Origin of the sequence: Dyadobacter frigoris (genome assembly GCF_005280585.1) — a bacterium.
In the GTDB taxonomy this organism is placed as follows: Bacteria; Bacteroidota; Bacteroidia; order Cytophagales; family Spirosomataceae; genus Dyadobacter; species Dyadobacter frigoris.
Genome location: NZ_SZVO01000007.1, coordinates 353,088 through 377,605, shown reverse-complemented (window position 1 = coordinate 377,605; position 24,518 = coordinate 353,088). Strand labels below are relative to the sequence as shown.

Sequence of the window (24,518 nt, the reverse complement as noted above, 5' to 3'; positions counted from 1 at the left end):
CAATCAAGTTTTCAAATAAATAAGAACTTCTTATTCCCCTTTTTTCAATTTCGCATAATGCTTGAAAAACAAAGGAATTGTTTCAATCCCTTTGTAATAATTGAAAAGGCCATAACTTTCATTAGGTCCATGCAGACCGTCAATATCAAGCCCAAAGCCCATTAAAATACTTTTTCTTCCCAATTCCTGCTCAAATAAAGCAACAATCGGGATACTTCCGCCGCCGCGTGTTGGAATAGGTTTTTTGCCAAAAGATTCTTCCATCGCTAATTCTGCTGCGTGGTATTCAAGAGAATCCGTTGGCGTCACATAAGGCAAACCGCCATGATGAGGAACGACAGAAACTTTTACAGAAGATGGTGCGATGGATTTAAAATGTGCTGTAAACAGATCACAAATTTCCTGATCCGTTTGATTTGGCACCAGACGCATTGAAATCTTGGCGTTTGCTTTTGAAGGCAAAACGGTTTTCGCGCCCTCGCCGATATAACCGCCCCAGATTCCATTTACATCCAGCGTCGGGCGCACAGACGTGCGTTCAATGGTGGTATAACCACGCTCTCCGGCGACATCCTCAATAGAAAGGTCTTTCTTGTATTCATTCAGATCAAAAGGCGCAGCGTTTAAAGCAGCTCTTTCTGACGAAGTCAGTTCCTCTACATTATCATAAAATCCAGGTATCGTAATATGACCGTTTTGATCTTTCAGCGATGCGATCATTTCACACAAAATATTGATCGGATTTGCCACACCGCCACCGTACACACCTGAATGAAGATCTCTGTTGGCTCCAACAACTTCCACTTCAAGGTAAGTCAGTCCGCGTAATCCCGTTTCAATGGAAGGCACATCATTAGCGATCATGCTTGTATCCGAAATCAGAATCGTATCACATTTCAGCAATTCACGGTTTGCTTTTACAAATGTTTCAAGGTGTGACGAACCAACTTCTTCTTCTCCTTCGATTATAATTTTAATATTACAAGCCAAAGAATCTGTCGCCAACATGGTTTCCAGCGCTTTTACGTGCATGTAAAACTGGCCTTTGTCGTCACAAGCACCACGGGCATAAATACGGTCATTTTTAATTACCGGCTCAAAGGGGGGCGAATTCCAAAGTTCGTAAGGATCAGCAGGCTGGACGTCATAATGGCCATAAACCAGCACAGTTGGTAAAGCCGGATCAATTATTTTTTCACCATAAACAATCGGATGTCCCGGTGTCTGATAAATTTCAACTTTGTCTGCTCCTGCTTCTGAAATGCGGTCGCGTACAAATTCTGCTGCACGGATCATGTCCTCTTTGAATTTGGAATCGGCACTTACCGAAGGAATTCTGATCAGATCAAGCAGTTCATTTAAGAATCTATCGCGGTTTTTTTCGATGTAGTTATTCATTGGTTCAAGCATTATTATTTTAAAATAAATCTTTATTACGGTTTAAAACCTGTAAGATTTTATCGGTGCCCAATATAAAAAAATAACCCCTAAGGTTTGAGCCTTAGGGGTTGGTATTTCAATTTTTTAATTCTCAGGAATGTCCTTTTGATTTTGATCTAGCGAAAATATTCACGCGGCTTTCATTTCCATTCAGTAATCTGACAATGTTTTTCTGATGTGTTATTACAACGAGGACAAACATGACAAATCCAAAAATGACAAGCAAAGTTTCAGGTTGCCCGAAGACTCCCAATAAGGATAATACCGGGAAAGCCAATGTGGCAAGTATAGAACTCAAAGAAACAAATTGAGAGGCGATTAGTGTCAGTAAAAATATGGTAATACTCATAGCTGCAAGCTCAGGATGAATGGCAAGCACCATACCCAATAACGTTGCAATTCCTTTTCCGCCTTTAAAACCAACAAAAACCGGAAAAATATGACCGACAATGGCGATAACTCCAAAGATAATCTTGTACATCAAAATATCCGTTTCGGCAATGGCACCCATATAAAACAGCATGGAAGCCAAACAAGTTGCCGTCCAGCCTTTCATTACGTCAATAAGCATTACAATTGTACCGGCACGTTTTCCCAACACTCTGAAAGTATTGGTGGCTCCTGCATTCCCACTTCCATGTTTACGCACATCAATGCCGAAATAACCAATCCCATACCATACAGAACTCGGAATGGAACCTAATAAATAGGCGGCTATTATCGTAATGATCAATAAGGCTATGCTCATTTTGTATTATTAGTAGGTTTATTTGAACTTTAAAAGTTTCTTAAAAATACGACACTTTTGTTTCTATAGCAAGCAAACAGGATTAAAACAATAAAATGCAAAAATAGGTTTAACTATTGAAAAATTCAAATCGGGAACATAACTATATGAAAATCAGAAGCCTTCTGTCTTTTCTTCTTTTTTCTTTTTCTCTTCTGCTACGGCTGCTTTTTTCTTCACAGTTTTTGCGGCAAGTTTGGCTTTTTTCAAGGCAGGTTGATAAAAGTCATCAAAGCGACTTACAAACATATCTTTTTCTTCAACACCTAAAGATACAAGTGACATGTCTTTGGATTTTGTATTACTGCCTTTTGCCGTAACCAGATCGTTGAAGTCAACCTGCGAAGAAATCACGCCCAACTCTTTTTCTTTATAGTCAAAATAATACCAGATATCCGGTGACGCCTGAATATACAGACTGAATTCATCACCTGCTTCTGAACGCCGGATTTCCAGCACACCATCCATTTGTGCATTGATATTATTTCTGCCAAAATTGGAAACGCCTATTGGTCCTTGTGAAAAATAAGCGTTATGTACCGGCGACCAATGCAAGTCCACGCTCGAAAGCACGAGTGGCACATCCAGCATTGGAGAAGCGTCAAATAATGGTTTATAACCAGCAGCCGAAAGTTTCACATAAGCATCCGTTGCTTTTGAACCGATCAGTGCGGCCAGTTTTCTGTTTAGTTGTTCCGCGTCATCATCCGCAGCCGTACTGTTTTGTTCTTCCAGATTTGTTTCAATAATTTTTGCTGAAAGCTGAGGCAAAACTGGAACAAGCGATGAAAGTTTCATTAACAACATAGCGTTAAACGAAAATCTGGAACTATCTACCTGGACATCGGCAATGGCCGTAGATTGAAGCCAGTCAGCGGAAGCCAGTTTCATCGGTCCTGAAAAAGAAGCGATTCCGGTTTTATCATCAAATGTCAATGTGTTTGCCTCGTCAACCAGGCTATCTTTTCCAACCGGCGGTGCCACTTTGAAAGCTTTTTTATCTTCATCATAGGCCATAGAACCCTGCGCCAAGTAAATATCTTCGTCACCATCTGATTCTTTTGGAGACAAAAATGTCATATACATACCGCGTTGTTCGTTGAAATGAAGACCAACGGAAAGTGGCAACTCGTGTTCGTTTTTCAGGTTTTTATCAATCTTAATTGAAACAGATTGTCCTGGTGCTTCTTTGTAAACTATCCATGAACTCTGGAAATCCTTGCGGAATTTCAGCATCGGTTTCACAAAACCATCCAACTGCAATGAAGGTTGATACGCGATAAGATTGATACCACCTTTGTATTGAATTCTTGGTGAAAGGATCAGGTTTTCAGTTTCTTTAATTTCCGCTCTGGCGGTTGTGTAATACCGGATCGGACCAGAATCTTTATTTCCTTTTGATTTTTTTCCTTCCGCCGCAGCTCCGATTTCTACCAGCTCAAAATTCTGCATTTTGATGTTGAATGTATCTTTTCTGGCGGTTATATATTGATACGTTGCCGAACCTTCAAAACGGTTTCTAGAATCGATTTTAATATCGGCATCGCGTAAATGGTGCGACGCGTTTAAGGTATCAATTTCTATTCTGGCCTTTTTCAACGGAACAATTCGTCCGTTACTTCCAATACTTACCATCCCTTTGTCCGGAATAATTTTCACATCAGCCGTGCGGATGAATGGGACGCCGCGAACATTCAGTGTTACTTTTTCAACATCATAAATACCTTCAGAGCCTTCAAAAGTCAAACCTTCCTGTTCTGGTGCGATGGAAGTATAGGATGAAGTTTCCCCAAATCCTTTCATCAGAATGGTCTTTTTCAAAATGTCCCATTTCGCTGTTGCGATCAGTGTTTTATAAGCCGCAACAGGAATTTCCATACCCGAGGAATCGCTGTCAAAACCGGTGGAATCGGTGACGAAGTTTACCACGGAAGTTTTAATATTGAAATCAATGTTGACATTTTTACCGGTCAGGATATTTTTGGCATCTTTTAGTTGTCCGCTGTTCACCGTAAACCGGGAGCGGTTTGCTAAAAATCCGTCTTTGTTAAATTTAATATCCTGCGATGTAAGTTCAGAATCCGGTCGTTTTAACTTTCCATGTCCGTATAATCCGGTTGAACGTAAAAGCAGCCCACCTTCCAGACTTGTTGTTCCTTTATAAAAAGAGAATGATTTTCCCGTTGTATTGATAAACATACTATCCGTACTTGGAGTCCAGCGCAAGGTGTAATCTTTCAGGTCAACCGCCGGGAAATATCCCTTGCCGATTGTTGCTTCTTTAATACTCGCCAGTTCACCCGAAGCATACAGAGAATCGGAAGCAAGCAAAATATTTTTAGCTGTCATGGAAGCGGATAAATAGCGCAAAACAGCTTTGGATTTCAAACCTGCATTGTCCATGACCAGCGTATCCGTAAACCTCGCCATGGCTTTTCCGCCATAGATTTTCATTTCAGTTACCGGCGGTTTGTACTCAAATCCGAGCGAATTGTCCGGCATACTTTTCAGAATTGTCTGGATAGGAGGAATGATGCCGTTTGAATTAAAAGTCCCTTCAAAAATCACATCACGCTGATCCAACCCGTCCATATCGATTTTCGGGATTTTGAAAAATACCTCACGCGGATAAAGCACTGTCCCGCGTTCAGGCTGATCGAAATAGACGATCATACCATCCGGAACGACCAGTCTCGGCGATTTTTTTCCTTTCTGAATACCCGATTTGTTTTGCGGATCACTCAGATAAAAGGTACCACCTTTTTCATATTTCACGTGTCCGCCAACTTCTCCGGTCTGCCCTTTTGCAAATTTTTCTTTCGGCGTGAAAGTGATCGAGTCACTTGGATTGACATTAACGAAAAACTGACCGTAGTTAAATTTAAGATTCTGACCTCTGAACTGGTAATTGTTAGCCACCAATTGTCCGTTCATGGTGAAGTCACGGTTGCGGCCGATAACTAGCTTTTTGTCAGATGGTATTGCAAAAATTTTCAACGAATCACTGACGATAAACCGGCCGACGCCCATTACGGTAAGCAAGGTATCTGGCAAATTAATGGTAGCATTGGCAACTTCATCGCTGGCTGAAAATTGGGATGTAACTTGGAAATTATCATAATCCGTTTTATCCAGACTGCCCAGAACATATAAAATTCCCTTTTTGCTTACTGCAAATTCATCGGTTTTTTTATCATAAATAAAATATCCGTCAAGGGCCAGTCTTTGCAATGCGCGACGAATAATCACCGGATCCTGTTTGAATTTTTTGGCTAAATCTTCGGCTAAAAAAGTTGGTTTTTTTTCAGTTTGAACATAATTTGTAGCCATCAAAAGCGGCTGAAAACCAAATTCCTGACTGATTCCTCTGAAACGTTCTTTTTTGAAAAAATCGAAAGATTCCAGTTTCACAGGTACAACGGATTTTCCGTCAATACGAAAAAATTCGACTTTGTTATTTGGAAAAGTCCAGCGCATCGCCTGCGACCAGATGCTCATTTTGTGGTAAGAATCAAGATAGGGCAACGGGCCGAAATCTGTTTTTTCGGCACGGCCAAGTTTTACCTGTCCCTCGGTATCATTGTAAATAAAAGTCACGCCCGGATGCGTCAGTGAATCTTTTCCGAGCGGCATTGAAAAAGAGGCCAGCGGGGCTGAAATAACAGAATCTCTCAGAGAAAACCGCTTACTCACTGCTGTAAAGGCAGGTTTGTCTTTATAAGAAACGGTAATTTTTGAAGGGTCATCACTAAGCGAAGTACTGTACATGACGTTTCCTATCAACGTAAAACCACCTTTGTAAGCAATATTTTTACGCGAAGCCTTTAATTTGGCATCATTAGTATTTGAAACAAAACGCGGATAAGGTGCAGGCTGACTTCTGGATTTTTTAACGCTTCGGTATTCCAGAGTTCCCTTAATAGGATTGGCCAGCTGATTTTCATTGTGTAATGTTACATTCTGAGCGACCAGTTTTGGCTGTGTAATATTGAAAGAATAAGTATCCAGATCCACGTAAACAGTCGAATCGCCCGCGGCCTGCCAGTTGAACTTTCCACCTTTTCCGGCAAAAATTCCATCTTTTAAAGAAATGCTTCCCGTGGCGGGACCAAAAGCGATGGAATCTCCCGAACCAATCATGCCAAAAATGACATTTTGTAAATCAATTATCGCACCTGAAACGGGTATCACGGGAGCAGATTTTGGAGAAATTACTTCATTGGAATCCACCGGCGTGTCCCAGTTATCAGCAGCAGCCACTTTTTGTGCTTCCACAACTTCTGCTTTTGTTGTATCAAAACGGAATTTATAAGTACCGCTTAACAGATAAAGTGAATTGAAATTCGATGTGTAAAGTCTGTTTGTTTCAATTGTATTCTTGATCGTTTCCAGAATGCGCTGGAAAGTTTTCGCATCATATTTATCACCCGATTTTGCTGCGAGGTCAAGAAATCCGTTTACGTCATTTCCCGATTTAGCGAGTGTTTGGGTATTTTTGATCAACAAATGAAGCACGGGACCAGCTTTTTGCCCTTTGGAAAACTGCGTTTTGACAATACCGATGAATTTGGTTTGCTGCGCAGGCGTGACAGTACTCATCCAGATACTATCGAGCTGAGCGGTAGACCGCATATAAACCGGGTTTTTGCTGCCGTCCATAAGCTTCCGGATCTGTACCATAAACTGGCCCGGATCGTCAGAAGCTTTGATATTTTGGGCATATAAATTTTCCCCGATGAATAGTATAATACAGGTTAACAGGAAGTAACGAGTGATCTTCATGTAGTATGTCAAAAGTTGGCCTTATAGTTTTATATTAAGCTATTGAAATCTAACGAATTAATCAGTTCAATAGCTTAATTCGCAGGATCTATTTTTCTTTCTCAAAAACAACGGTTGCCCATTGGTTTCGTGTATTGGATCTTAATTTTTTTAATCCGGTTTCTGCGGCACATTTTTCGATATCAGACTGATCCATTTCATAGAATCCGCTGGTGACAAGCCAACCGCCCGGCAATAGGTGCTTTACATATTTTGGAATTTCTTCCAGTAAAATATTTCTATTGATATTGGCGAGAATGCCGCCAAATTGTTTTTCTGCCTGAACTTCATTAATGGTTCCTTTAAATACTTCCGCCTCCTCGCCCAAGCCATTCATTGAAAAATTCTCAACGGTATTTTCCACCGCCCATTCGTCAATATCGAAGCCTAATAAACTTGTGGCTCCCAGTTTTGATGCTAAAATTGCCAAAATTCCTGTTCCGCAGCCAACGTCCATAATCGAAAGACCCGCATGAGGCAAGTTTAGTTGCTCGTTCATAACAAGCCAGGTCGTTTCGTGGTGACCGGTTCCAAATGACATTTTAGGCTGAATGAGCAAATCGTAAGTAAAAGTCGGATCCGGCTCATGAAAAGTTGCCCGAATACGGATGTCATTTCCTACTTCAATTGGCTCATAACTTCTTTCCCATTCCTCATTCCAGTTCTTCCTTTCTAACGATTTCCAGGAACTCGAAATTGCGGTAATCTCACTGTATTTGGCAATTAGGTCCTGTAAAACGGTTTCATTGAAATCTTCTTCAATAATATAAGCCTGCAAACCTTCGTCGGTTTCCACAAAAGATTCAAAACCTGCCTCGGCAAGTTCAGCCATTAATATTTCTGTAAATTCAGATTCAAGTTCCAGTTGTACTTCTACGTAATTCATGCTTTGTTGGTATAATATTCTATGGTGAAGGTCTTGAATTTTTTTATAAATTCAAGAGAGAAGGCTGGAAGTGCAGGTTATTGAATTATAAGAATTATGTTTTAGAAGCTATCTATTCAAGTGGTCAATAGCATTTTGGATTTGAAGTTTTAGCGTCGGCAATTCTTTTCTAACAACACCCCATAAAATCTGAGTACTTACACCAAAGTACTCATGCGCAATAATATTTCTAAACCGTTTAATAGGCTGCCATTCAATTTCGGGAAATTTTAATTTGGTATCTGAAGAGATTGAAGCGGTAGCTTCTCCAATTATTTCCAGTTGACGTTCAGTTGCTGAAAGATGCAATTTACTGATTTCAAACTCAGCGAAATCCATATTTTGAAGAAACATCTCGATATTTTCAATGGCTTCAAGAATATGCGCCAAACGCTCAGGGTCGCCTAAGTTATTCTTCATAAATCAGCAATTTTTCGCGGTCAATTGACGGTTGGATATGGGGAGATAATCCATCAGTTGTAACGAGATCCACTTTTCTTTCCAGCAAACTTTCCAGAGCCTCAATTATTTTAATATACTCGATCATTCCTATGAGTTTACTTTGGTCAAGCTCTACTAAAATGTCTATATCGCTTTCCGGCAACAATTCCTCTCTTGCCGCAGAGCCAAATAAATAAGCCTTTTTGACAGGTTTATCGCTCCAAAAGCCTGAAAGCTTGTGTTGTAAATTTTGTAGATTATTCATTCGGAGCGTAGGTATTAAAATAAAAACCTGATTAAAATTCTACTGGAAAAGAAACAAATCTTCAACAATATAAATTTAATCAGGCTTAAAACAAATTGTTATCTGTGTCGTCGCTATAAACTTAACGTCATTATGGTTTCCTCCTCTTTGTCGCCAAATCATGAGCCGTGTCATAATACGATCTCAAATTCATCCAGTCAAAAACATCAGAAATATTTTCAACGCGGTTACGCTGCATAATACGGTCGCGGCGCTGCATCTTTACAAATTTGAAAAGAATATCAGCCATTTGATCAGCTGCCTGAGCATAAGTCTGGGACTTACGGTTGATCACATAAATTCCGCGGTTTTCGTAATCGCGCATGATCTGCATGATATAATCACCAAATCCTGATAAGTCACTCGTTACAGTCGGAACCCCACGAACAACACATTCAAGCGGAGTATAGCCCCATGGTTCGTAATAACTTGGGAAAACGCCTAAGTGACAGCCGCGCACAAATTGTCCGTAATCAAGTCCGAATAATGGATTTGTTGAAGAAATAAAATCCGGGTGATAAACGATTTTTACACGGTCACGTTCGTTGTTGATCAGATTTGCTTTTCTGCAAAAATCTGTAATTCCGTCTTCCTGTTTCAAATCATGTGTAACAAATGCCGGCAACTTGTCCGTTTTCCAGGTCTGGATCGTACGGCGTAAGCGAAGGCGCCAGTACTCATCTACGAAATTATTTAGATCCGGCATCTTATGATCCACGCCCGAAGCCGCAGCCAGGAAAAGTTTCTCGCCAACTTCTTTTTCAATCGCTGTACAAGTTTCCTGCAATTCATTCAACACAGCTCGCGACTGCAATACATCCGGATTTACAGAATAATAAGGCTGTTTGGTCACGATGAACATCACAACCGTCATGTCCATATTAGCCTGTACCATTTTGTAATTCAGCCTTGCCAATGCTTCAAGAGTCAAGTCGTAGCCCTTATTACTAAATTCGTAACGGCCTGAGGTGAAGAAGTAAAGCGTTTTGTCAAGGTCAAAAGAATAACTCGGAAAGAAATGCCCTAATACAAACTCGTGAATCCTTTCTTTGTATTTCAAATGCAGATTCTGGAATTCATGAACTGCCTGAAAACGAACAACATTTAGCCCATTCGGCGTAACCAGATCCGGCATTCTTCCCAGGAAAACTTCACATTCACGCGCTGTTACGTCACTAACCGTTGTTAAAACGTGCGCACTTAATGCTGCAAATCTTTCAATAGAGGCCTGGGTTACAATGTTGTAATTTTTCGCTTCCTGTTCCCAGTCAAAAAATGGAAGTTTACTGTAAAACCCGTCAACATTCTGTGCAAGATAACGGCCCAGCATGGTGGCGTGCGTAGTAAAAGTTGTAGCAATTTTTACGTTTTCTCTTTTCAGATCAGGAAGTCCGCTGCTCGCCATCCACTCGTGGAATTGTGCAGAAATATCCTCTCTTCGCGCATTTTCTTCTGCATATTCTTTCAAATAAATACGCACCATTTCACCAAAACATAATGTCTGGTTAACCAATGGTTCGGTATTAATGGTTGAAATGCGGTTTTTCTCCCAGAGATTGTACTTAATGGTATCCAGCTCATGATTGATACTTTCCAGATCAAAAAGTACAACGCGTGGTTTGCCGGTTACAAGCCAGAATCCGTAATGAACTGTATAGCCCATTTCACGCAGTCTGCGCACTGTTTTACCTACATTGGTATCATCAAGATCTGTAATTTCTTCAAACTCGGCCGATGCTTTCTTTTCAAAATAAGGCCCAAGCAAATAATAATTATCATCCCACTTCTCGACCATCGCCGGCACCTTGGTTCTGATAACGGTATAAATCCCACCGACCTGATTACAAACCTCCCAGGCTATTTCAAAAAGGACGTTTTTTTTAGTTGTTTTTACAAATGGTTCCAATATGGGAGATAGGTTAAAACGTTATAGCGGTATATTTTGGTAATTTCTTGGGAGTTCGTCACAAAAAATCCTTGTAATTACACAATAAATATCCAGAAAAATTATTCACAATAACAATAATACCGGGATGTTTATTTGCTGATAAGACAAATTAAACAACTTCTCGGCTAACTTTGGTCTAAAATACGTTACTTTGATCGGATTAACATTTTGCATTCGTTATATAGTGAAAAAAATTCCAATTATTGCGTTTACCTTGCTGCTGGCCATTTTTTTGCTGGAAGGCTGTAAAGCCCAAAGCACAGAATTTGAAGATATTTATCCTCCAAAACGAGAATTCAGGGCAGTTTGGATCGCGACGGTTGATAACATCGACTGGCCCAGCAGTAAAAATCTTGTGCCTGATGAACAGCGGAACGAGTTTTCGAATCTTCTTGATTTTCATAAAAGGGCCGGAATGAACGCCGTTTTTGTGCAGGTCCGGGCTGCGGGTGATGCCTTTTATGCAAAAAGTAATGAGCCATGGTCTGAGTGGTTAACAGGGCAGCAAGGGCGTCGGCCTGACCCTATGTGGGATCCGATGGAATATATGATTAAGGAATCACACAGGCGCGGCCTGGAATTTCATGCCTGGTTAAATTTGAATCGACTCGTTCACAAATCGTCCACAAGTGTTTCTTCGGAGAATATGAGCCGTACGCATCCTGACTGGATTCTGAGTTATGACGGGTATAAATTATTCAATTTCGGAATTCCTGCTGTTCGTCAGTTTATTACGGAAATAGCGGTCAATGTTGCCAAAAATTATGATGTGGACGGTATTCATTTTGATGATTATTTTTATCCTTATGCCGTCGCTGGTCAGGTTATTAATGATGACGCAACATTCAGACAATACGGACAAGGGTTTTCTAATAAAAATGACTGGCGGAGAAATAATGTGGATTTGCTTGTCAAACAAATACACGACGCTTTAATGGCAGTAAATCCCAGAATCAAATTTGGTATTAGTCCGTGTGGTGTATGGAGAAATAAAGGCAACGATGCGGAAGGGTCAAAAACATACGGCGCACTTGCTTCTTATGATGATCTTTTTGCCGACAGTCGAAAATGGGTTCGCGAAGGTTGGGTTGATTATATTGCGCCGCAGGTTTATTTTTCTTCAAGATTTGGCAGAGTTCCGTACAAAAATCTGGTCGACTGGTGGGCCGAAAATTGTTATGGCCGTCATTTTTATGTTGGGCTGGGCGCTTATCGTGTAGGAGGAAAAGAAAAGGATACGCAGTGGCAGAATCCGACAGAAATACCAGGGCAAGTCCGTTACTCCCGTGAAAATGAGGCTGAGGGAACTATCTTTTTTAGCTCACGCTCCCTCAAAAATAATAACCTGGGCTTTGTTGATTCTTTAAGAAATGATTTGTTCCGTTATCCCGCATTGGTACCAACGATGAGTTGGAAAGACGCGATTCCGCCGCTTACACCAAAAAGTCTGAAAGCTACTTTGCTGACAAACGGTTTGGAATTATTCTGGGAAAAACCGGATCCTGCAACAGACGGGGAAACGGCTACTTATTATGTAATCTACCGTTTTCTACCGGATGAAAAGCCCTCAGCATATGACCCGAGAAAGATTTTGGGTATGGCGTATGAGGGAGAAAAATTTGTTGATACAACAGTTCAGTCAGGAAAAAGATACGTGTACTATATTACTGCTGTTGACCGTTTGCATAACGAGGGACGTCCTATTGGCCCGTTGAAAGTTCAAGTTTCGGATCAGAAATTACAGAGATTCTGAGAAAATAGTATTAGAAACCGGATCAATTCCGACCGCTTTTTGTTCTTATATTTGAATGAATTTCTGATAAGGAAAATAGAATATATCATGAGTCAAGCCATTCAATACGAATACCGTCCTGAATATCTTTCAGTTTCTGCTCCAAATAAATACAACTCCGAAACGCTTCGTACGGAAGAAATGGTGCTCAACATGGGACCGCAACATCCTTCTACACATGGTGTTTTGCGACTGGAGGTAGTTACGGATGGAGAAGTTGTCGTTGATGTAGTACCTCATATAGGTTACCTGCACCGCTGTTTTGAAAAACATGCAGAATCACTCCCTTTCAACCAGATCATTCCTTACGTTGACCGGATGGATTATGTAGCGGCGATGAATTCTGAACATGCCTATGTGATGGGTGTGGAAAGAATGCTTGGCATTGAAAACGATATTCCGAAACGAATTGAATATATACGTGTTGTAGTTGCTGAATTAAATCGTTTGGCCTCTCACTTTGTTGCTCTTGGTACATATGCTATGGATATTGGCGCTTATACGCCATTTTTATGGATGATGCGTGATCGTGAGCAGATTCTTCGTTTGCTGGAATGGACATGCGGGGCAAGAATGCTTTATAATTATATCTGGATTGGCGGTTTGTTTTATGACTTGCCTGTTGGTTTCGAAGAACGGTGTTCGGAATTTATTAATTATTTGAAGCCAAAACTGGTTGAATTACAGCAACTGGTTGTTGATAACAAGATTTTCATTCAGCGTACTGCAAATGTGGGTGTACTTCCTTTGCCGGTAGCTATTAACTATGGCTGTACGGGTCCTATGCTTCGCGCTTCAGGACTACGTTATGATTTACGTCGCGTGGATGGCTATTCTGTTTATCCCGAACTTGATTTTGATGTTCCGATTGGTGAAGGAAAAATGGGTGCTGTTGGTGATTGCTGGGATAGAACCTGGGTTCGCGTTGCAGAGTGTTGGGAATCTGTAAAAATAATAGAACAAAGTTTGGTACAGTTGCAGGGAGATCACAAAAGAACGCCATCTTTTGATCCACAGGCACTGGTACCCAAGAAAATACGTCCCAAAGCAATGGATTTTTACGTTCGTGCTGAAAATCCAAAAGGAGAATTAGGATTTTTCTTCCGTACCGACGGTCGCTCAGATATCCCTGTACGATGCAAAGCGAGAGCTTGTTCGTTTAACAATCTTTCTGTGATTGGAGAATTATCGAAAGGTGCATTGTTGGCGGATTTGGTGGCGATTATTGGTTCTATTGATGTAGTAATGGGTGAGGTTGACCGATAAGTATATTCATTGCATTAAATCATTAATTAGAAATGGCTCCTTTGGAGTCTCCTGTTTCTATAAATGCATGGAACTAACACATTTCCCTGCTCCATCGGAGCCTCCTTGAATTTCCAGGGCACTCCTGCGGAGTGAAAATTAACTAATTCAAGATTCCAATGCTATAAAAAGGTTGCTCCTATGGAGCAGTGCATATAATATTCTAGTTGAATTATTAATATCATTTTCCTAAAAACGAGAAAAGAGTGGCCATTCGGCCACTCTTTTCTCGTTTTTAACGTATTTGGAAAACCTTACGCTTCCTGCGCAACACCAACTAAATCATGTTTTGCAAGGAATTCAGCGATTTGAACCGTATTGGTAGCAGCACCTTTACGAAGGTTATCTGCAACGATCCACAGGTTCAAAGTTTTAGGCTGAGATTCATCACGACGGATACGTCCCACAAAAGTTTCGTCCTTTCCATGTGCTGTTAATGGCATTGGATAAAGGAAATTTTTAGGATCGTCCTGGATAATAATACCTTCTGCTTCACTCAAAATCTGACGAACTTCATCAAGATCAAATTCATTTTCGAATTCAATATTAACAGCTTCCGAATGACCGCCAATTGTTGGGATCCGAACAGTGGTTGCTGTTACGGCAATACTATCGTCACCCATAATTTTTTTCGTCTCATTCGTCATCTTCATTTCCTCTTTGGTATATCCATTGTCAAGGAACACATCGATGTGAGGCAAAACGTTTAAATCGATCGGATGCGGATACACTTTTGAAATGCTGTGATCTCCTGCACGCTCAGCAAAAAGCTGGTCAACAGCTGCTTTTCCGGTACCAGTTACAGACTGGTATGTCGAAACAACAACACGTTTGATTTTATATTTTTGGTGTAAAGGATGCAAAACCACTACCATCTGAATCGTAGAGCAGTTTGGATTCGCTATAATTTTATCTTCTTTCGTTAACGTAATTGCATTGATTTCTGGTACCACGAGTTTCTTCGTAGGGTCCATTCTCCATGCAGATGAGTTGTCAATAACGGTAATTCCAGCCGCAGCAAATCTTGGTGCAAGTTCAAGAGAAGTGCCGCCACCGGCAGAAAATATTGCGATTTCAGGTTTGGCTGCAATGGCATCCTCAAATCCGATTACCTTAATCTGTTTACCCTTGAATGTAACTTCCTTACCAACAGATCTTTCAGATGCAACGGCCAATAATTCCGTCACCGGGAAATTACGCTCTTCGAGCACTTTGAGGATTTCGCCGCCTACCAAACCGGTAGCGCCTACTACTGCGATTTTCATTCTAAAACCAGGATTAATGTGATTTGTAAAATTGTCTGTAACTCAACAAATTCCGGTAAAATCTGCCGGATTTGAAAAGTGGTGCAAATTTACGAGGAATTTAATAACAAATTGCGTTTTTATTGTACAAATGCTTTGGAGGATAAATTGAGAATTTCCTTTTTTGAGAAAATGAAATTTGATTTCGGTAAAATATGTCACCCCGCTGGGGTTTTGGACGATAATGGGTCGTAATTATTTCTATAATAATGTCATCCCTTCGGGATTGCGGAAAGGGAAATTGTTGAATACAAAAGGATAATCAGATAGTTGAATTCGGAATGAAATTTGATTTCGGTAAAAATATGTCACCCCGCTGGGGTTTTGGACGATAATGGGTCGTAATTTTTCTATAATAATGTCATCCCTTCGGGATTGCAGAAAGGGAAATTGTTGAATACAAAAAGATAATCAAATAGTTGAATTCGGAATGAAATTTGATTTCGGTAAAAATATGTCACCCCGCTGGGTTTTTGGACGATAATGGGTCGTAATTTTTCTATAATAATGTCATCCCTTCGGGATTGCGGAAAGGGAAATTGTTGAATACAAAAAGATAATCAGATAGTTGAATTCGGAATGAAATTTGATTTCGGTAAAAATATGTCACCCCGCTGGGGTTTTGGGCGATAATGGGTTGTAATTTTTCTATAATAATGTCATCCCTTCGGGATTGCGGAAAGGGAAATTGTTGAATACAATAAAGATAATCAGATAGTTGAATTCGGAATGAAATTTGATTTCGGTAAAAATATGTCACCCCGCTGGGGTTTTGGATGATGAGGGGTCGTAATTTTTCTATAATAATGTCATCCCTTCGGGATTGCGGAAAGGGAAATTGTTGAATACAAAAAGATAATCAGATAGTTGAATTCGGAATGAAATTTGATTTCGGTAAAAATATGTCACCCCGCTGGGGTTTTGGACGATAATGGGTCGTAATTTTTCTATAATAATGTCATCCCTTCGGGATTGCGGAAAGGGAAATTGTTGAATACAAAAAGATAATCAAATAGTTGAATTCGGAATGAAATTTGATTTCGGTAAAAAAACCACCATTTGATAAATTAAGATTGCGAAAAAAATCATGATTACAAATATTCTCTCAATTCACAATCCCGACGGGATGACATTATTATAGAAGTTCATTATTCACGATTTCCCTAACCCGGAACGGGTGACATAACCCTGGCAAAATCTGAATTATTACAAATCAATATTCTTTCAACATTTCATTACACCATACTAAAATTGCACAATCTCAAATGGCGTAATACAATAATTCATAGCCACATCAAATGAATCCAAATCATCAATTTCGTCTATTGCTTCAAAAAACGACAAACCAATTTTAACAACATCAGACCTACACTCAACCAGAAACCGATCATAATAACCTCCGCCGTAACCTACCCTAAATCCCCTTTTATCAAAAGCTAAAAGCGGTATTAGTACAGCGTCAATTTCATTTGGTGAAACGCTGAGCGAAGTTTCAGGATCTGGCTCAGGAATTTGCCAGCGATTGTTAATTAATATGGTTTCGGGTGTTAACAGATAATGTTCCATTTCCCTGGTTCCCGGTATGATCCGCGGGGAAATGATTTTTATCTGAGGGAAATTGCGAAGAAGTGAGATGATTCGCCAGGTATCAATTTCATTTTTACCGAGTTGAGGCAGGAATACGTGTACCGTTTGGATAATGTTAATTTTGAAAAAGAGCGTAATGTTTTTTAAAATGGCCTCATTTATCTCTTCAAGTTCTTTTTCCGACAGATTTTTTCTCCTTTGTAAAAATTCAGAACGTAGAGAAGATTTATCCATAATAAGGTAAAGAATTTAATGGTCAGGAATATTATTAAGCGTCAATATTAAAAAAAATATCCGGCGATAGTTCATAATTTATGGGAAACCGGGTAGATCAGGTTTACAGACGCTTTTTAAAGGATAATTATAGCGTCAAAGTGTTACAAAATTTGAAAGACTGAATTATAAATTCAAACTTACTTCCCGTTCTGTTTCGCCTTTTCAGTCTATAATTGTACTTTCACGGTCGCATTTCAATATCTTTAACTTTCGAATAGTAAATAATAATCATGAGCAAAATTAAAGTTGCAAATCCCGTAGTAGAGCTGGACGGTGATGAGATGACTAGAATCATCTGGAAGTTTATCAAAGAAAAACTTATTTTACCATATCTGGACGTAGATATTAAATACTACGATTTAGGTATTGAATATCGCGACGAAACCAATGATCAGGTTACGATCGATTCTGCCAATGCGATTAAAGAATTCGGTGTAGGTATCAAATGTGCTACCATTACGCCAGATGAAGACCGCGTTAAAGAGTTCAACCTGAAACAAATGTGGAAATCTCCAAACGGAACGATCCGTAACATTTTGGATGGAACTGTTTTCCGTGAGCCTATCGTAATGAGCAATGTACCTCGTTTGGTAACAAACTGGACTGCTCCTATCATCGTTGGACGTCACGCTTTTGGTGATCAATACAAAGCAACGGATTTCGTTGTGCCAGGAAAAGGAAAACTTACTGTTAAGTTTGAAGGTGAAGACGGACAGGTGATTGAGCACGAAGTGTATCAGTTCCAGGGACCTGGTGTTGCCATGGCGATGTACAACGTGGATGAGTCGATCCGTGGTTTTGCGCGTTCTTGTTTCAATGTAGCAATGGGCAAAGGATGGCCTTTGTACCTTTCTACTAAAAATACCATTTTGAAAAAATATGACGGTCGTTTCAAAGACATTTTCCAGGAAATTTACGATGCTGAATTTGCAGGAAAAGTACATTACGAACACCGTTTGATCGATGACATGGTTGCTTCTGCTCTTAAATGGGAAGGTAACTTTGTTTGGGCTTGTAAAAACTATGATGGTGACGTTCAGTCGGATACAGTTGCACAAGGATTCGGTTCTCTTGGTTTGATGACTTCTGTATTGTTGACTCCGGATGGAAACACTTTGGAAGCAGAAGCTGCGCACGGAACTGTTACACGTCATTACCGTGAATACCAAAAAGGAAGACCAACTTCAACAAATCCAATTGCTTCAATTTTTGCATGGACACGTGGTTTGGAATTCCGTGGTAAACTTGACGGAAACCAGCCATTAATTGATTTCTGCCAGACTCTTGAAAAAGTTTGTGTTGAAACGGTTGAAAGTGGTAAAATGACAAAGGATCTGGCTGTTTGTATTCACGGAAATAAAGTGAATCACGGAGAGCATTATCTTTATACTGAGGAATTCCTTGAAGCAATTAATGATAATTTACAAGCTGCGTTGGCTTAAATTGTTTTTTGCATATAATGAAAAGCTGCCGGCTCGTTTGAGAGCTGGCAGCTTTTTTAATGTGGGTCAATTGTAAAGGTCATTTTAAAGTATAGTTAGAAAATACTTAGATCTTTTCATTCCGGGCACGGATTTTGTATTTTGAGTTAAATTTGATCTCAATTAACCGAATTTTCGACTTGTTTAAAGCCTTTCTCAGTTTTATTATTTTATCATTTTGTGGGGCTTTCTTCCTTGAAGTTCAGGCACAGGTTGTTGTACCTATTGATAATTCAATAAGAGTCCAAACAAGTGTAATTCCTGATAGCTCTGCTCCTTCGGATAAAAAGGGTGAAGACAAAGATATTATGGATGTGCTTGGCCAGTTAAAAAAAAAGAGCAAAAGGGACAGTTTCAAAATAAAGGATAAAAAGTCCGGGAAGATTCTTTATTCCATGGTTCCAGCCGTTGGTTATACATTATCAACCGGTGTCGTTGGTTTGTTAAGCGCAAATGCGGCATTTTATTTGAGTGATACGGCTACAACCAACATTTCAAGTATCAGTACAAGCTTCAATTATACGCAATACAATCAGATAATGATACCGGTTATAGCCAATATCTGGACAAAAGATAATGGTTATAATATAATTTTTGACTGGCGATATTTCAAATATCCGCAGGATACCTATGGCCTTGGAGGCCACAGCGCGATAGCAAATGCCGACAGAATTGATTATTCCCACATTCGGATGCATCAAACTGTTTTGAAAAAAGTAGGAGGCTCTCTCTATATGGGCGTTGGTTATCTGCTGGATTATCGATGGAAAATCAGGCAGGAAGGAAGTAACGAAGATGTAACAAAATATGGACTTCCACCCAAATCCGTCTCTTCCGGGCTCGTTGCGAATATCCTTTATGATAATAGAAAAAATTCAATAAATCCAGTGGCCGGACTTTATGCCAACGCACGCTATAGAAACAACCTGACTGTTTTGGGAAGTAATACAAACTGGCAATCGCTGGTTTTGGAATTGCGTAAATATGTCAATTTTCCAAGGGGAAGCCGTAATACGCTGGCTTTCTGGGATTTTAACTGGCTGACTTTATCCGGAAAACCGCCGTATCTGGATCTGCCTAGTACAAGCTGGGATCCTTCGAATAATACAGGCCGTGGCTATATCCAGGGAAGATTCAGAAGCCCGAACATGCTGTATTTTGAAACAGAATACCGCTTTTCCCTTACGCAAAACGGTTTACTGGGAGGTGTGGTTTTTGGTAATGCGCAAAGTTTTTCTAATTGGCCAACGAAAAAATTCGATAAAGTTGCACCGGGCGTTGGCTTTGGTATCCGCGTGAAAATCAATAAAACTTCAAGGACTAATATTGCAGTGGATTACGGGTTTGGAGCAAATGGTTCAAGAGGATTGTTTGTTAATTTGGGGGAGGTTTTTTAAAAATAATGCGTTATTCATTTGTTTTAATGACCAAGAAATTAGAAAAAAATGATCGCTTCGATAGAAATACAGAATTTTCGTAATCTTAAAAATCTCCATATTGACTCATTAAGCCGTGTTAATTTAATTATTGGAAAGAATAATACCGGTAAAACGAATTTCCTTGAATCGATAAATTTCTATTCTTCACAGAATGAATTTCTTCCGGAAGAAAAACTTGTTGTTGATGATCTGGCACCAAATCTGCTGACAGAAGATGAAATTCTTTTTTCTCCAAATGTTAAACTCATCAGTCCACATTCCGGTATCCAAGGTTTTTTGAGACAGCATACTTTTGATATTTTCTCTGATTTCATTAGGGAGAAGGCGATGAATTGTCTGAAAATTATGGACGACCGTATTATCGAAGTAGATTTTGGCACAGATAATTTAAAGAATCCGATTGTTACTTTCATAAATGGGAAAAACGATGCATTGCTCCGCATGGGCAATGGCGTTCACAGAATTCTGACTATTTTACTGGCTTTAACTACTTGCGAAAACGGGATTGTGCTTTTCGATGAAATTGAAAATGGTTTACATTATTCGGTTCATGAAACTTTGTGGGACACGATCTTTGACATTTCGGAACGTTTAAACGTACAGGTTTTTGCAACGACACAGAGCATGGATACCATCCGGGCCTTTGGGGAGATCGTTAATCAAAATGAAAAACGGGCTTTAAATGGTGTACTGGTCAAACTTGAAAACACTGATAGTATAATTGAGTCTTTAATTTTTGATGCGGAAGAACTAAAAGTAATTACAGAACATTCGATTGAGGTAAGGAGATAACTAATTGGTTAATTTTTATGGTTTTAAGCTCAACAATCGTATTTGGTATACTAAAAAAACTCCGGCATTAATTCTTTTTTTTCTTTAAGACCTCCTATTTCTCCAACTCTTCCAAAAAAGCCGTAACTTTGCGGGCAATTTGTTGATATTGACCTGCGACAGGTTCAAATCACAAATGGAATATTTTCATTTAACTTAATTTTTGTTGCAATGTCCGCAGTAGCAGAGCAAACCCAGGTGCTGGCCAACCGTATCAATGCCCTCGATGAATCTTCGACGTTGGCAATGACCAAAATGGCCCGTGAATTGGCTGCCCAAGGCCACAAAGTGATTAGTCTGAGCGTGGGAGAGCCAGACTTCAAAACGCCCGCATTTATCTGTGAGGCTGCCAAGAAGGCAATTGACGATGGATTTCATGGATATTCGCCGGTAGCAGGTTACCCTGATCTGCGAAAGGCGATTGCTGATAAGCTTAAACGCGACAATAATATAGATTGGAAACCAGAAAATATTGTAGTTTCTACAGGAGCCAAACATTCTCTGGCCAACGTGATCCAGGTTTTGGTTAATCCGGGAGATGAGGTGCTGATCTTCGCTCCTTACTGGGTTAGTTACTCTGAAATGGTGAAACTGGCAGAAGGGAAATCTGTGATTGTGGAAGGTGCTTTTGACAATGGTTTCAAAGTAACCGCTGCACAAATGGAAGCTGCGATTACGCCACGTACAAAAGTTATCATGTACGCTTCACCAAACAATCCGACTGGCGCTGTGTATTCAGAAGCTGAGTTGAGAGAAATTGGGGCTGTTTTGGAAAAACATGAAGGAATTTATGTTTTGGCTGACGAAATCTACGAATATATCAACTTTACCAAGGAAGGACATTTTAGCATGGGATCAATTCCTGCGTTGAAAGACCGCGTGATTACCGTGAACGGAGTAGCGAAAGGATTCGCTATGACAGGATGGAGAATCGGGTTTATCGGTGCTGCAAAATGGATTGCTGACGGCGTTGAAAAATTACAAGGACAAGTTACTTCCGGTACTAATTCAATCGCTCAAAAAGCGGCCACAGCTGCATTTAATGGTCCATTGGATGCAACAAGAGAAATGACGAAAGCTTATGCTCGTCGCCGTGACCTTGTTGTTGGCTTGCTGAAAGAAATTCCAGGTTTCAAAGTAAATGTTCCGGACGGCGCATTTTACGCATTTCCGGATGTAAGTTATTACTTCGGAAAATCGGACGGAACTAATCTTATCAAAGATTCTGACGATTTTGCAAACTGGTTGCTTAACAATTCTTATGTTTCTACCGTGGCAGGTTCAGGTTTTGGTGCACCGAATTGTATCCGGATTTCTACCGCTGCTGCTGATGAATCATTAGTAGAAGCGGTACAGAGAATTAAAGATGCAGTTGCAACTTTGAAATAACATAGAATAAATTTATTGCCGGGCCTCATGGATTTTCAAGACCATGAGGCTTTTTCTTTTTATTTATGCGAATTACATTTACCAATTTCTTGTTGAAATATTAAAGCACGGTAAATTCTGGAATATTAAAAGCTGACAGCCGATGGCCGAAAGCTGACAGCCACATCATCATGAGCAAATATTATTTTTTAAAGATTAAAGAAATAGAAAAAGAAACGGAAGATGCGTCTACAATCCATTTTTGGCATCCTCTTAATGAAGTCGTAGCATACCGTCCCGGACAATTTATTACCCTGTTATTACCGGATGGAGACAAAAAAGTACGCCGCTCTTACTCCATGTCGAGTTCACCTTATACGGATGTTTCGTTAGCGATTACGATCAAACGTGTTCCTGGCGGGTTTGCCTCTAATTTTTTATTGGATACCGTGAAAGTAGACGACGTATTGGAAGCGATGGAACCTATGGGATTATTTTTTCCAAAACAGGAAGATGATCAGACCCGTCAGGTAGTTTTTATTGGTGCAGGAAGTGGAATAACACCTTTATTTTCAATCGCCAAATCAGTTTTGATGGTTGAACAGGAAAGTGAAGTTGTACTAATCTACGGCAGCCGAACAGAGTCCAGTATTATTTTCAAAGATAAGATCAAGGTTCTTCAAGATAAATATAAAGAGCGTTTTAAAGTAATTTATACGCTTAGCCAGCCAGAAGAAAGCTGGGAAGGACAACGTGGCCGTTTGAACAAAAGCCATATCTTAAAAATCATGGAAGGTTTGCCAGATTTAAAAGTCAGCGAAGCCGAATTTTTTCTATGCGGACCGGAAGATATGATGGAAGAGGCAAATCGTGCTCTGGCGATACGTGGAGTTGCTTTAAACAAAATAAGACAGGAAAGTTTCTTAACTGCCGCACCTAAACATGGAGAAGTAATTTTGGAAGAAACTGACGATTCGCCGAAAACGCATGAAATAACGCTTTTCTATGAGGGAACGGAATATAAAGTTCCTGTAAAACCTTATGAAACGATTCTGGAAGCAGCAATGAATATGGATATCGACCTTCCGTATTCTTGTCAGGCAGGAATGTGCACAGCCTGCATGGGCCGCTGCGTATCCGGAAAAGTGCAATTGGATGAGGAAGATGCGCTATCAGAAGCAGAATTAAAAGAAGGTTTTATTTTGACCTGCGTAGCACATCCGATGAGCGACGATGTGGTGATTGAAGTGGAATAATTTCGATAAAGGAATTTAATAATGCAGTGCTATACAAAAGGATATCGACGTTCCTAATGTATAGCATTGCTTTTTTGCAGGTAAATCAAGGTAACTTTGCATTTTATTTGAGAAACAAACATCGTCAAAGGAAATACTATGGAAATAGGAATTGATAGTTTCGCCGCCATGTTCAGTGGCGAGTCGGTTACGGCAATTGATGATGTGGATGCAATGGCTCAGTTACTGGAAAGGATTGAACATGCGGATCGTTGTGGCCTTGACGTCTTTGGAATCGGTGAGCACCACCGAAAAGGATTTCTGGATTCTGCGCCTTCGATGATTTTGGCCGCTGCTGCTTCAAGAACCGGCAAAATTCGTTTGACAAGTGCTGTGACCGTGTTAAGCGCTGCCGATCCGGTAAGGGTTTTTCAAAATTTTGCTACGCTGGATTTGATATCGCAGGGAAGAGCTGAAATGGTTGTTGGCCGTGGTTCTTTTACTGACGCGTTTCCTTTATTTGGATTGAATTTGCAAGATTATGATAAGTTGTTTTCAGAAAAACTGGATTTATTACTCAAAATAAGGGATAATGAATTTATAACCTGGTCTGGTAAATTTCGTCCTGCGCTACAAAATCAGCCTGTTTATCCGCGACCATTGCAGGAAAAAATACCAATTTGGTTAGGTGTGGGCGGTACCCCCGAATCTTTTATCCGCGCCGGTGTATTGGGTCTGCCCTTGATGGTAGCGGTTATTGGTGGAGAAACACATCGTTTCCGTCCCTTGGTTGATCTTTACAGAGAAGCAGGGAAAAGATCGGGATTTAAGCCAGAAGAATTGCAAGTTGGTTTGCATTCGCTGGGTTATGTGGGCAATTCAACGGAAGAAGCAATCGAAGAATTTTTTCCGGGATATTCCGAATCATTCACTAAAATCGGAAAAGAACGTGGCTGGCCTCCGATGACAAGAGCTCGTTTTGAATCTCAAATGGGACCGGAAGGAGCTTTATTAGTTGGTGGACCGGAAGAAGTTGCAGAGAAAATACTCCGCCACAGTAAAGCACTGGGTGGTATATCCAGACTTACTTTTCAAATGGATAATGCCGGATTGACGCATGAAAAACTTATGAAGTCAATTGAGATCATTGGGCAGATAGTTTCACCTTTGATTAATAAATAGAATTATTAGAAATTAAAAAGCCGTTTACCGTCATCGTATAGGACAGTAAACG

Annotated in this window: 17 protein-coding genes; 8 read left to right on the top strand and 9 right to left on the bottom strand. The window is 40.1% G+C overall.

What is annotated here, in order from left to right; translation table 11 throughout:
* Positions 1-30: 30 nt before the first annotated feature.
* From FDK13_RS16995 to FDK13_RS16965, 7 genes are all read right to left on the bottom strand, one after another.
* Complete coding sequence (locus FDK13_RS16995) at positions 31-1,398, bottom strand: dipeptidase (protein WP_137341195.1); 1,368 nt, start codon at positions 1,396-1,398, stop codon at positions 31-33.
* 133 nt (positions 1,399-1,531) lie between these two features.
* Complete coding sequence (gene plsY, locus FDK13_RS16990; protein ID WP_137341194.1) at positions 1,532-2,188, bottom strand: glycerol-3-phosphate 1-O-acyltransferase PlsY; 657 nt, start codon at positions 2,186-2,188, stop codon at positions 1,532-1,534.
* Between the two features lie 153 nt (positions 2,189-2,341).
* Positions 2,342-7,009, bottom strand: a complete 4,668-nt coding sequence (locus tag FDK13_RS16985; RefSeq protein WP_137341193.1) for a hypothetical protein — start codon at positions 7,007-7,009, stop codon at positions 2,342-2,344.
* Between the two features lie 88 nt (positions 7,010-7,097).
* Entirely contained in the window at positions 7,098-7,934 is an 837-nt protein-coding gene (gene prmA / locus FDK13_RS16980; RefSeq protein WP_137341192.1) for a 50S ribosomal protein L11 methyltransferase, read from the bottom strand.
* A gap of 108 nt (positions 7,935-8,042) precedes the next feature.
* A complete protein-coding gene (locus FDK13_RS16975; protein WP_137341191.1) occupies positions 8,043-8,393 on the bottom strand; it encodes a HepT-like ribonuclease domain-containing protein in 351 nt (116 codons plus the stop codon).
* A complete protein-coding gene (locus tag FDK13_RS16970) occupies positions 8,383-8,679 on the bottom strand; it encodes a nucleotidyltransferase family protein (protein ID WP_137341190.1) in 297 nt (98 codons plus the stop codon). Before FDK13_RS16970 ends, FDK13_RS16975 begins: the two co-directional genes overlap by 11 nt.
* Before the next feature lie 130 nt (positions 8,680-8,809).
* A complete protein-coding gene (locus FDK13_RS16965; RefSeq protein WP_137341189.1) occupies positions 8,810-10,624 on the bottom strand; it encodes a glycosyltransferase in 1,815 nt (604 codons plus the stop codon).
* Between the two features lie 226 nt (positions 10,625-10,850).
* Here FDK13_RS16965 and FDK13_RS16960 point away from each other — a divergent pair, with 226 nt between their 5' ends.
* On the top strand, positions 10,851-12,419 hold the full coding sequence (locus FDK13_RS16960) for a glycoside hydrolase family 10-like protein (protein ID WP_170982819.1): 1,569 nt from the start codon (positions 10,851-10,853) through the stop codon (positions 12,417-12,419).
* Positions 12,420-12,506: 87 nt separating this feature from the next.
* Positions 12,507-13,724 carry an NADH-quinone oxidoreductase subunit D gene (locus FDK13_RS16955; RefSeq protein WP_137341188.1) on the top strand — a complete coding sequence of 406 codons (1,218 nt, stop codon included), beginning with the start codon at positions 12,507-12,509 and terminating at the stop codon, positions 13,722-13,724.
* 293 nt (positions 13,725-14,017) lie between these two features.
* Here the strand turns inward: FDK13_RS16955 and FDK13_RS16950 are convergent, their stop codons facing one another.
* Positions 14,018-15,028, bottom strand: coding sequence for an aspartate-semialdehyde dehydrogenase (locus FDK13_RS16950; RefSeq protein WP_137341187.1), 1,011 nt, complete (start codon positions 15,026-15,028; stop codon positions 14,018-14,020).
* A 1,284-nt stretch (positions 15,029-16,312) separates the two neighbouring features.
* Complete coding sequence (locus tag FDK13_RS16945; RefSeq protein WP_137341186.1) at positions 16,313-16,888, bottom strand: 5-formyltetrahydrofolate cyclo-ligase; 576 nt, start codon at positions 16,886-16,888, stop codon at positions 16,313-16,315.
* Positions 16,889-17,160: 272 nt separating this feature from the next.
* Here FDK13_RS16945 and FDK13_RS16940 point away from each other — a divergent pair, with 272 nt between their 5' ends.
* The 6 genes from FDK13_RS16940 to FDK13_RS16915 all read left to right on the top strand — a co-directional run bounded on the left by FDK13_RS16940 (position 17,161) and on the right by FDK13_RS16915 (position 24,466).
* Entirely contained in the window at positions 17,161-18,372 is a 1,212-nt protein-coding gene (locus FDK13_RS16940; protein ID WP_137341185.1) for an NADP-dependent isocitrate dehydrogenase, read from the top strand.
* Between the two features lie 179 nt (positions 18,373-18,551).
* The gene (locus tag FDK13_RS16935) at positions 18,552-19,808 is read left to right on the top strand and encodes a BamA/TamA family outer membrane protein (RefSeq protein WP_137341184.1); all 1,257 of its coding nucleotides are present in this window, start codon (positions 18,552-18,554) and stop codon (positions 19,806-19,808) included.
* Positions 19,809-19,856: 48 nt separating this feature from the next.
* Positions 19,857-20,642 carry an AAA family ATPase gene (locus FDK13_RS16930; protein WP_137341183.1) on the top strand — a complete coding sequence of 262 codons (786 nt, stop codon included), beginning with the start codon at positions 19,857-19,859 and terminating at the stop codon, positions 20,640-20,642.
* Positions 20,643-20,852: 210 nt separating this feature from the next.
* A complete protein-coding gene (locus tag FDK13_RS16925) occupies positions 20,853-22,070 on the top strand; it encodes a pyridoxal phosphate-dependent aminotransferase (RefSeq protein WP_137341182.1) in 1,218 nt (405 codons plus the stop codon).
* Between the two features lie 170 nt (positions 22,071-22,240).
* Entirely contained in the window at positions 22,241-23,305 is a 1,065-nt protein-coding gene (locus tag FDK13_RS16920; protein ID WP_137341181.1) for a ferredoxin--NADP reductase, read from the top strand.
* A 138-nt stretch (positions 23,306-23,443) separates the two neighbouring features.
* Positions 23,444-24,466, top strand: coding sequence for an LLM class flavin-dependent oxidoreductase (locus FDK13_RS16915; protein WP_137341180.1), 1,023 nt, complete (start codon positions 23,444-23,446; stop codon positions 24,464-24,466).
* The last annotated feature ends 52 nt before the right edge of the window (positions 24,467-24,518 follow it).

Coding starts and splice junctions, on each gene's coding strand:
- prmA (WP_137341192.1), bottom strand. CDS start 7,934: ATGAATTACGTAGAAGTACAACTGGAACTTGAATCTGAATTTACAGAA.
- FDK13_RS16950 (WP_137341187.1), bottom strand. CDS start 15,028: ATGAAAATCGCAGTAGTAGGCGCTACCGGTTTGGTAGGCGGCGAAATC.
- plsY (WP_137341194.1), bottom strand. CDS start 2,188: ATGAGCATAGCCTTATTGATCATTACGATAATAGCCGCCTATTTATTA.
- FDK13_RS16970 (WP_137341190.1), bottom strand. CDS start 8,679: ATGAATAATCTACAAAATTTACAACACAAGCTTTCAGGCTTTTGGAGC.
- FDK13_RS16985 (WP_137341193.1), bottom strand. CDS start 7,009: ATGAAGATCACTCGTTACTTCCTGTTAACCTGTATTATACTATTCATC.
- FDK13_RS16940 (WP_137341185.1), top strand. CDS start 17,161: ATGAGCAAAATTAAAGTTGCAAATCCCGTAGTAGAGCTGGACGGTGAT.
- FDK13_RS16995 (WP_137341195.1), bottom strand. CDS start 1,398: ATGAATAACTACATCGAAAAAAACCGCGATAGATTCTTAAATGAACTG.
- FDK13_RS16930 (WP_137341183.1), top strand. CDS start 19,857: ATGATCGCTTCGATAGAAATACAGAATTTTCGTAATCTTAAAAATCTC.
- FDK13_RS16975 (WP_137341191.1), bottom strand. CDS start 8,393: ATGAAGAATAACTTAGGCGACCCTGAGCGTTTGGCGCATATTCTTGAA.
- FDK13_RS16945 (WP_137341186.1), bottom strand. CDS start 16,888: ATGGATAAATCTTCTCTACGTTCTGAATTTTTACAAAGGAGAAAAAAT.
- FDK13_RS16925 (WP_137341182.1), top strand. CDS start 20,853: ATGTCCGCAGTAGCAGAGCAAACCCAGGTGCTGGCCAACCGTATCAAT.
- FDK13_RS16915 (WP_137341180.1), top strand. CDS start 23,444: ATGGAAATAGGAATTGATAGTTTCGCCGCCATGTTCAGTGGCGAGTCG.
- FDK13_RS16955 (WP_137341188.1), top strand. CDS start 12,507: ATGAGTCAAGCCATTCAATACGAATACCGTCCTGAATATCTTTCAGTT.
- FDK13_RS16920 (WP_137341181.1), top strand. CDS start 22,241: ATGAGCAAATATTATTTTTTAAAGATTAAAGAAATAGAAAAAGAAACG.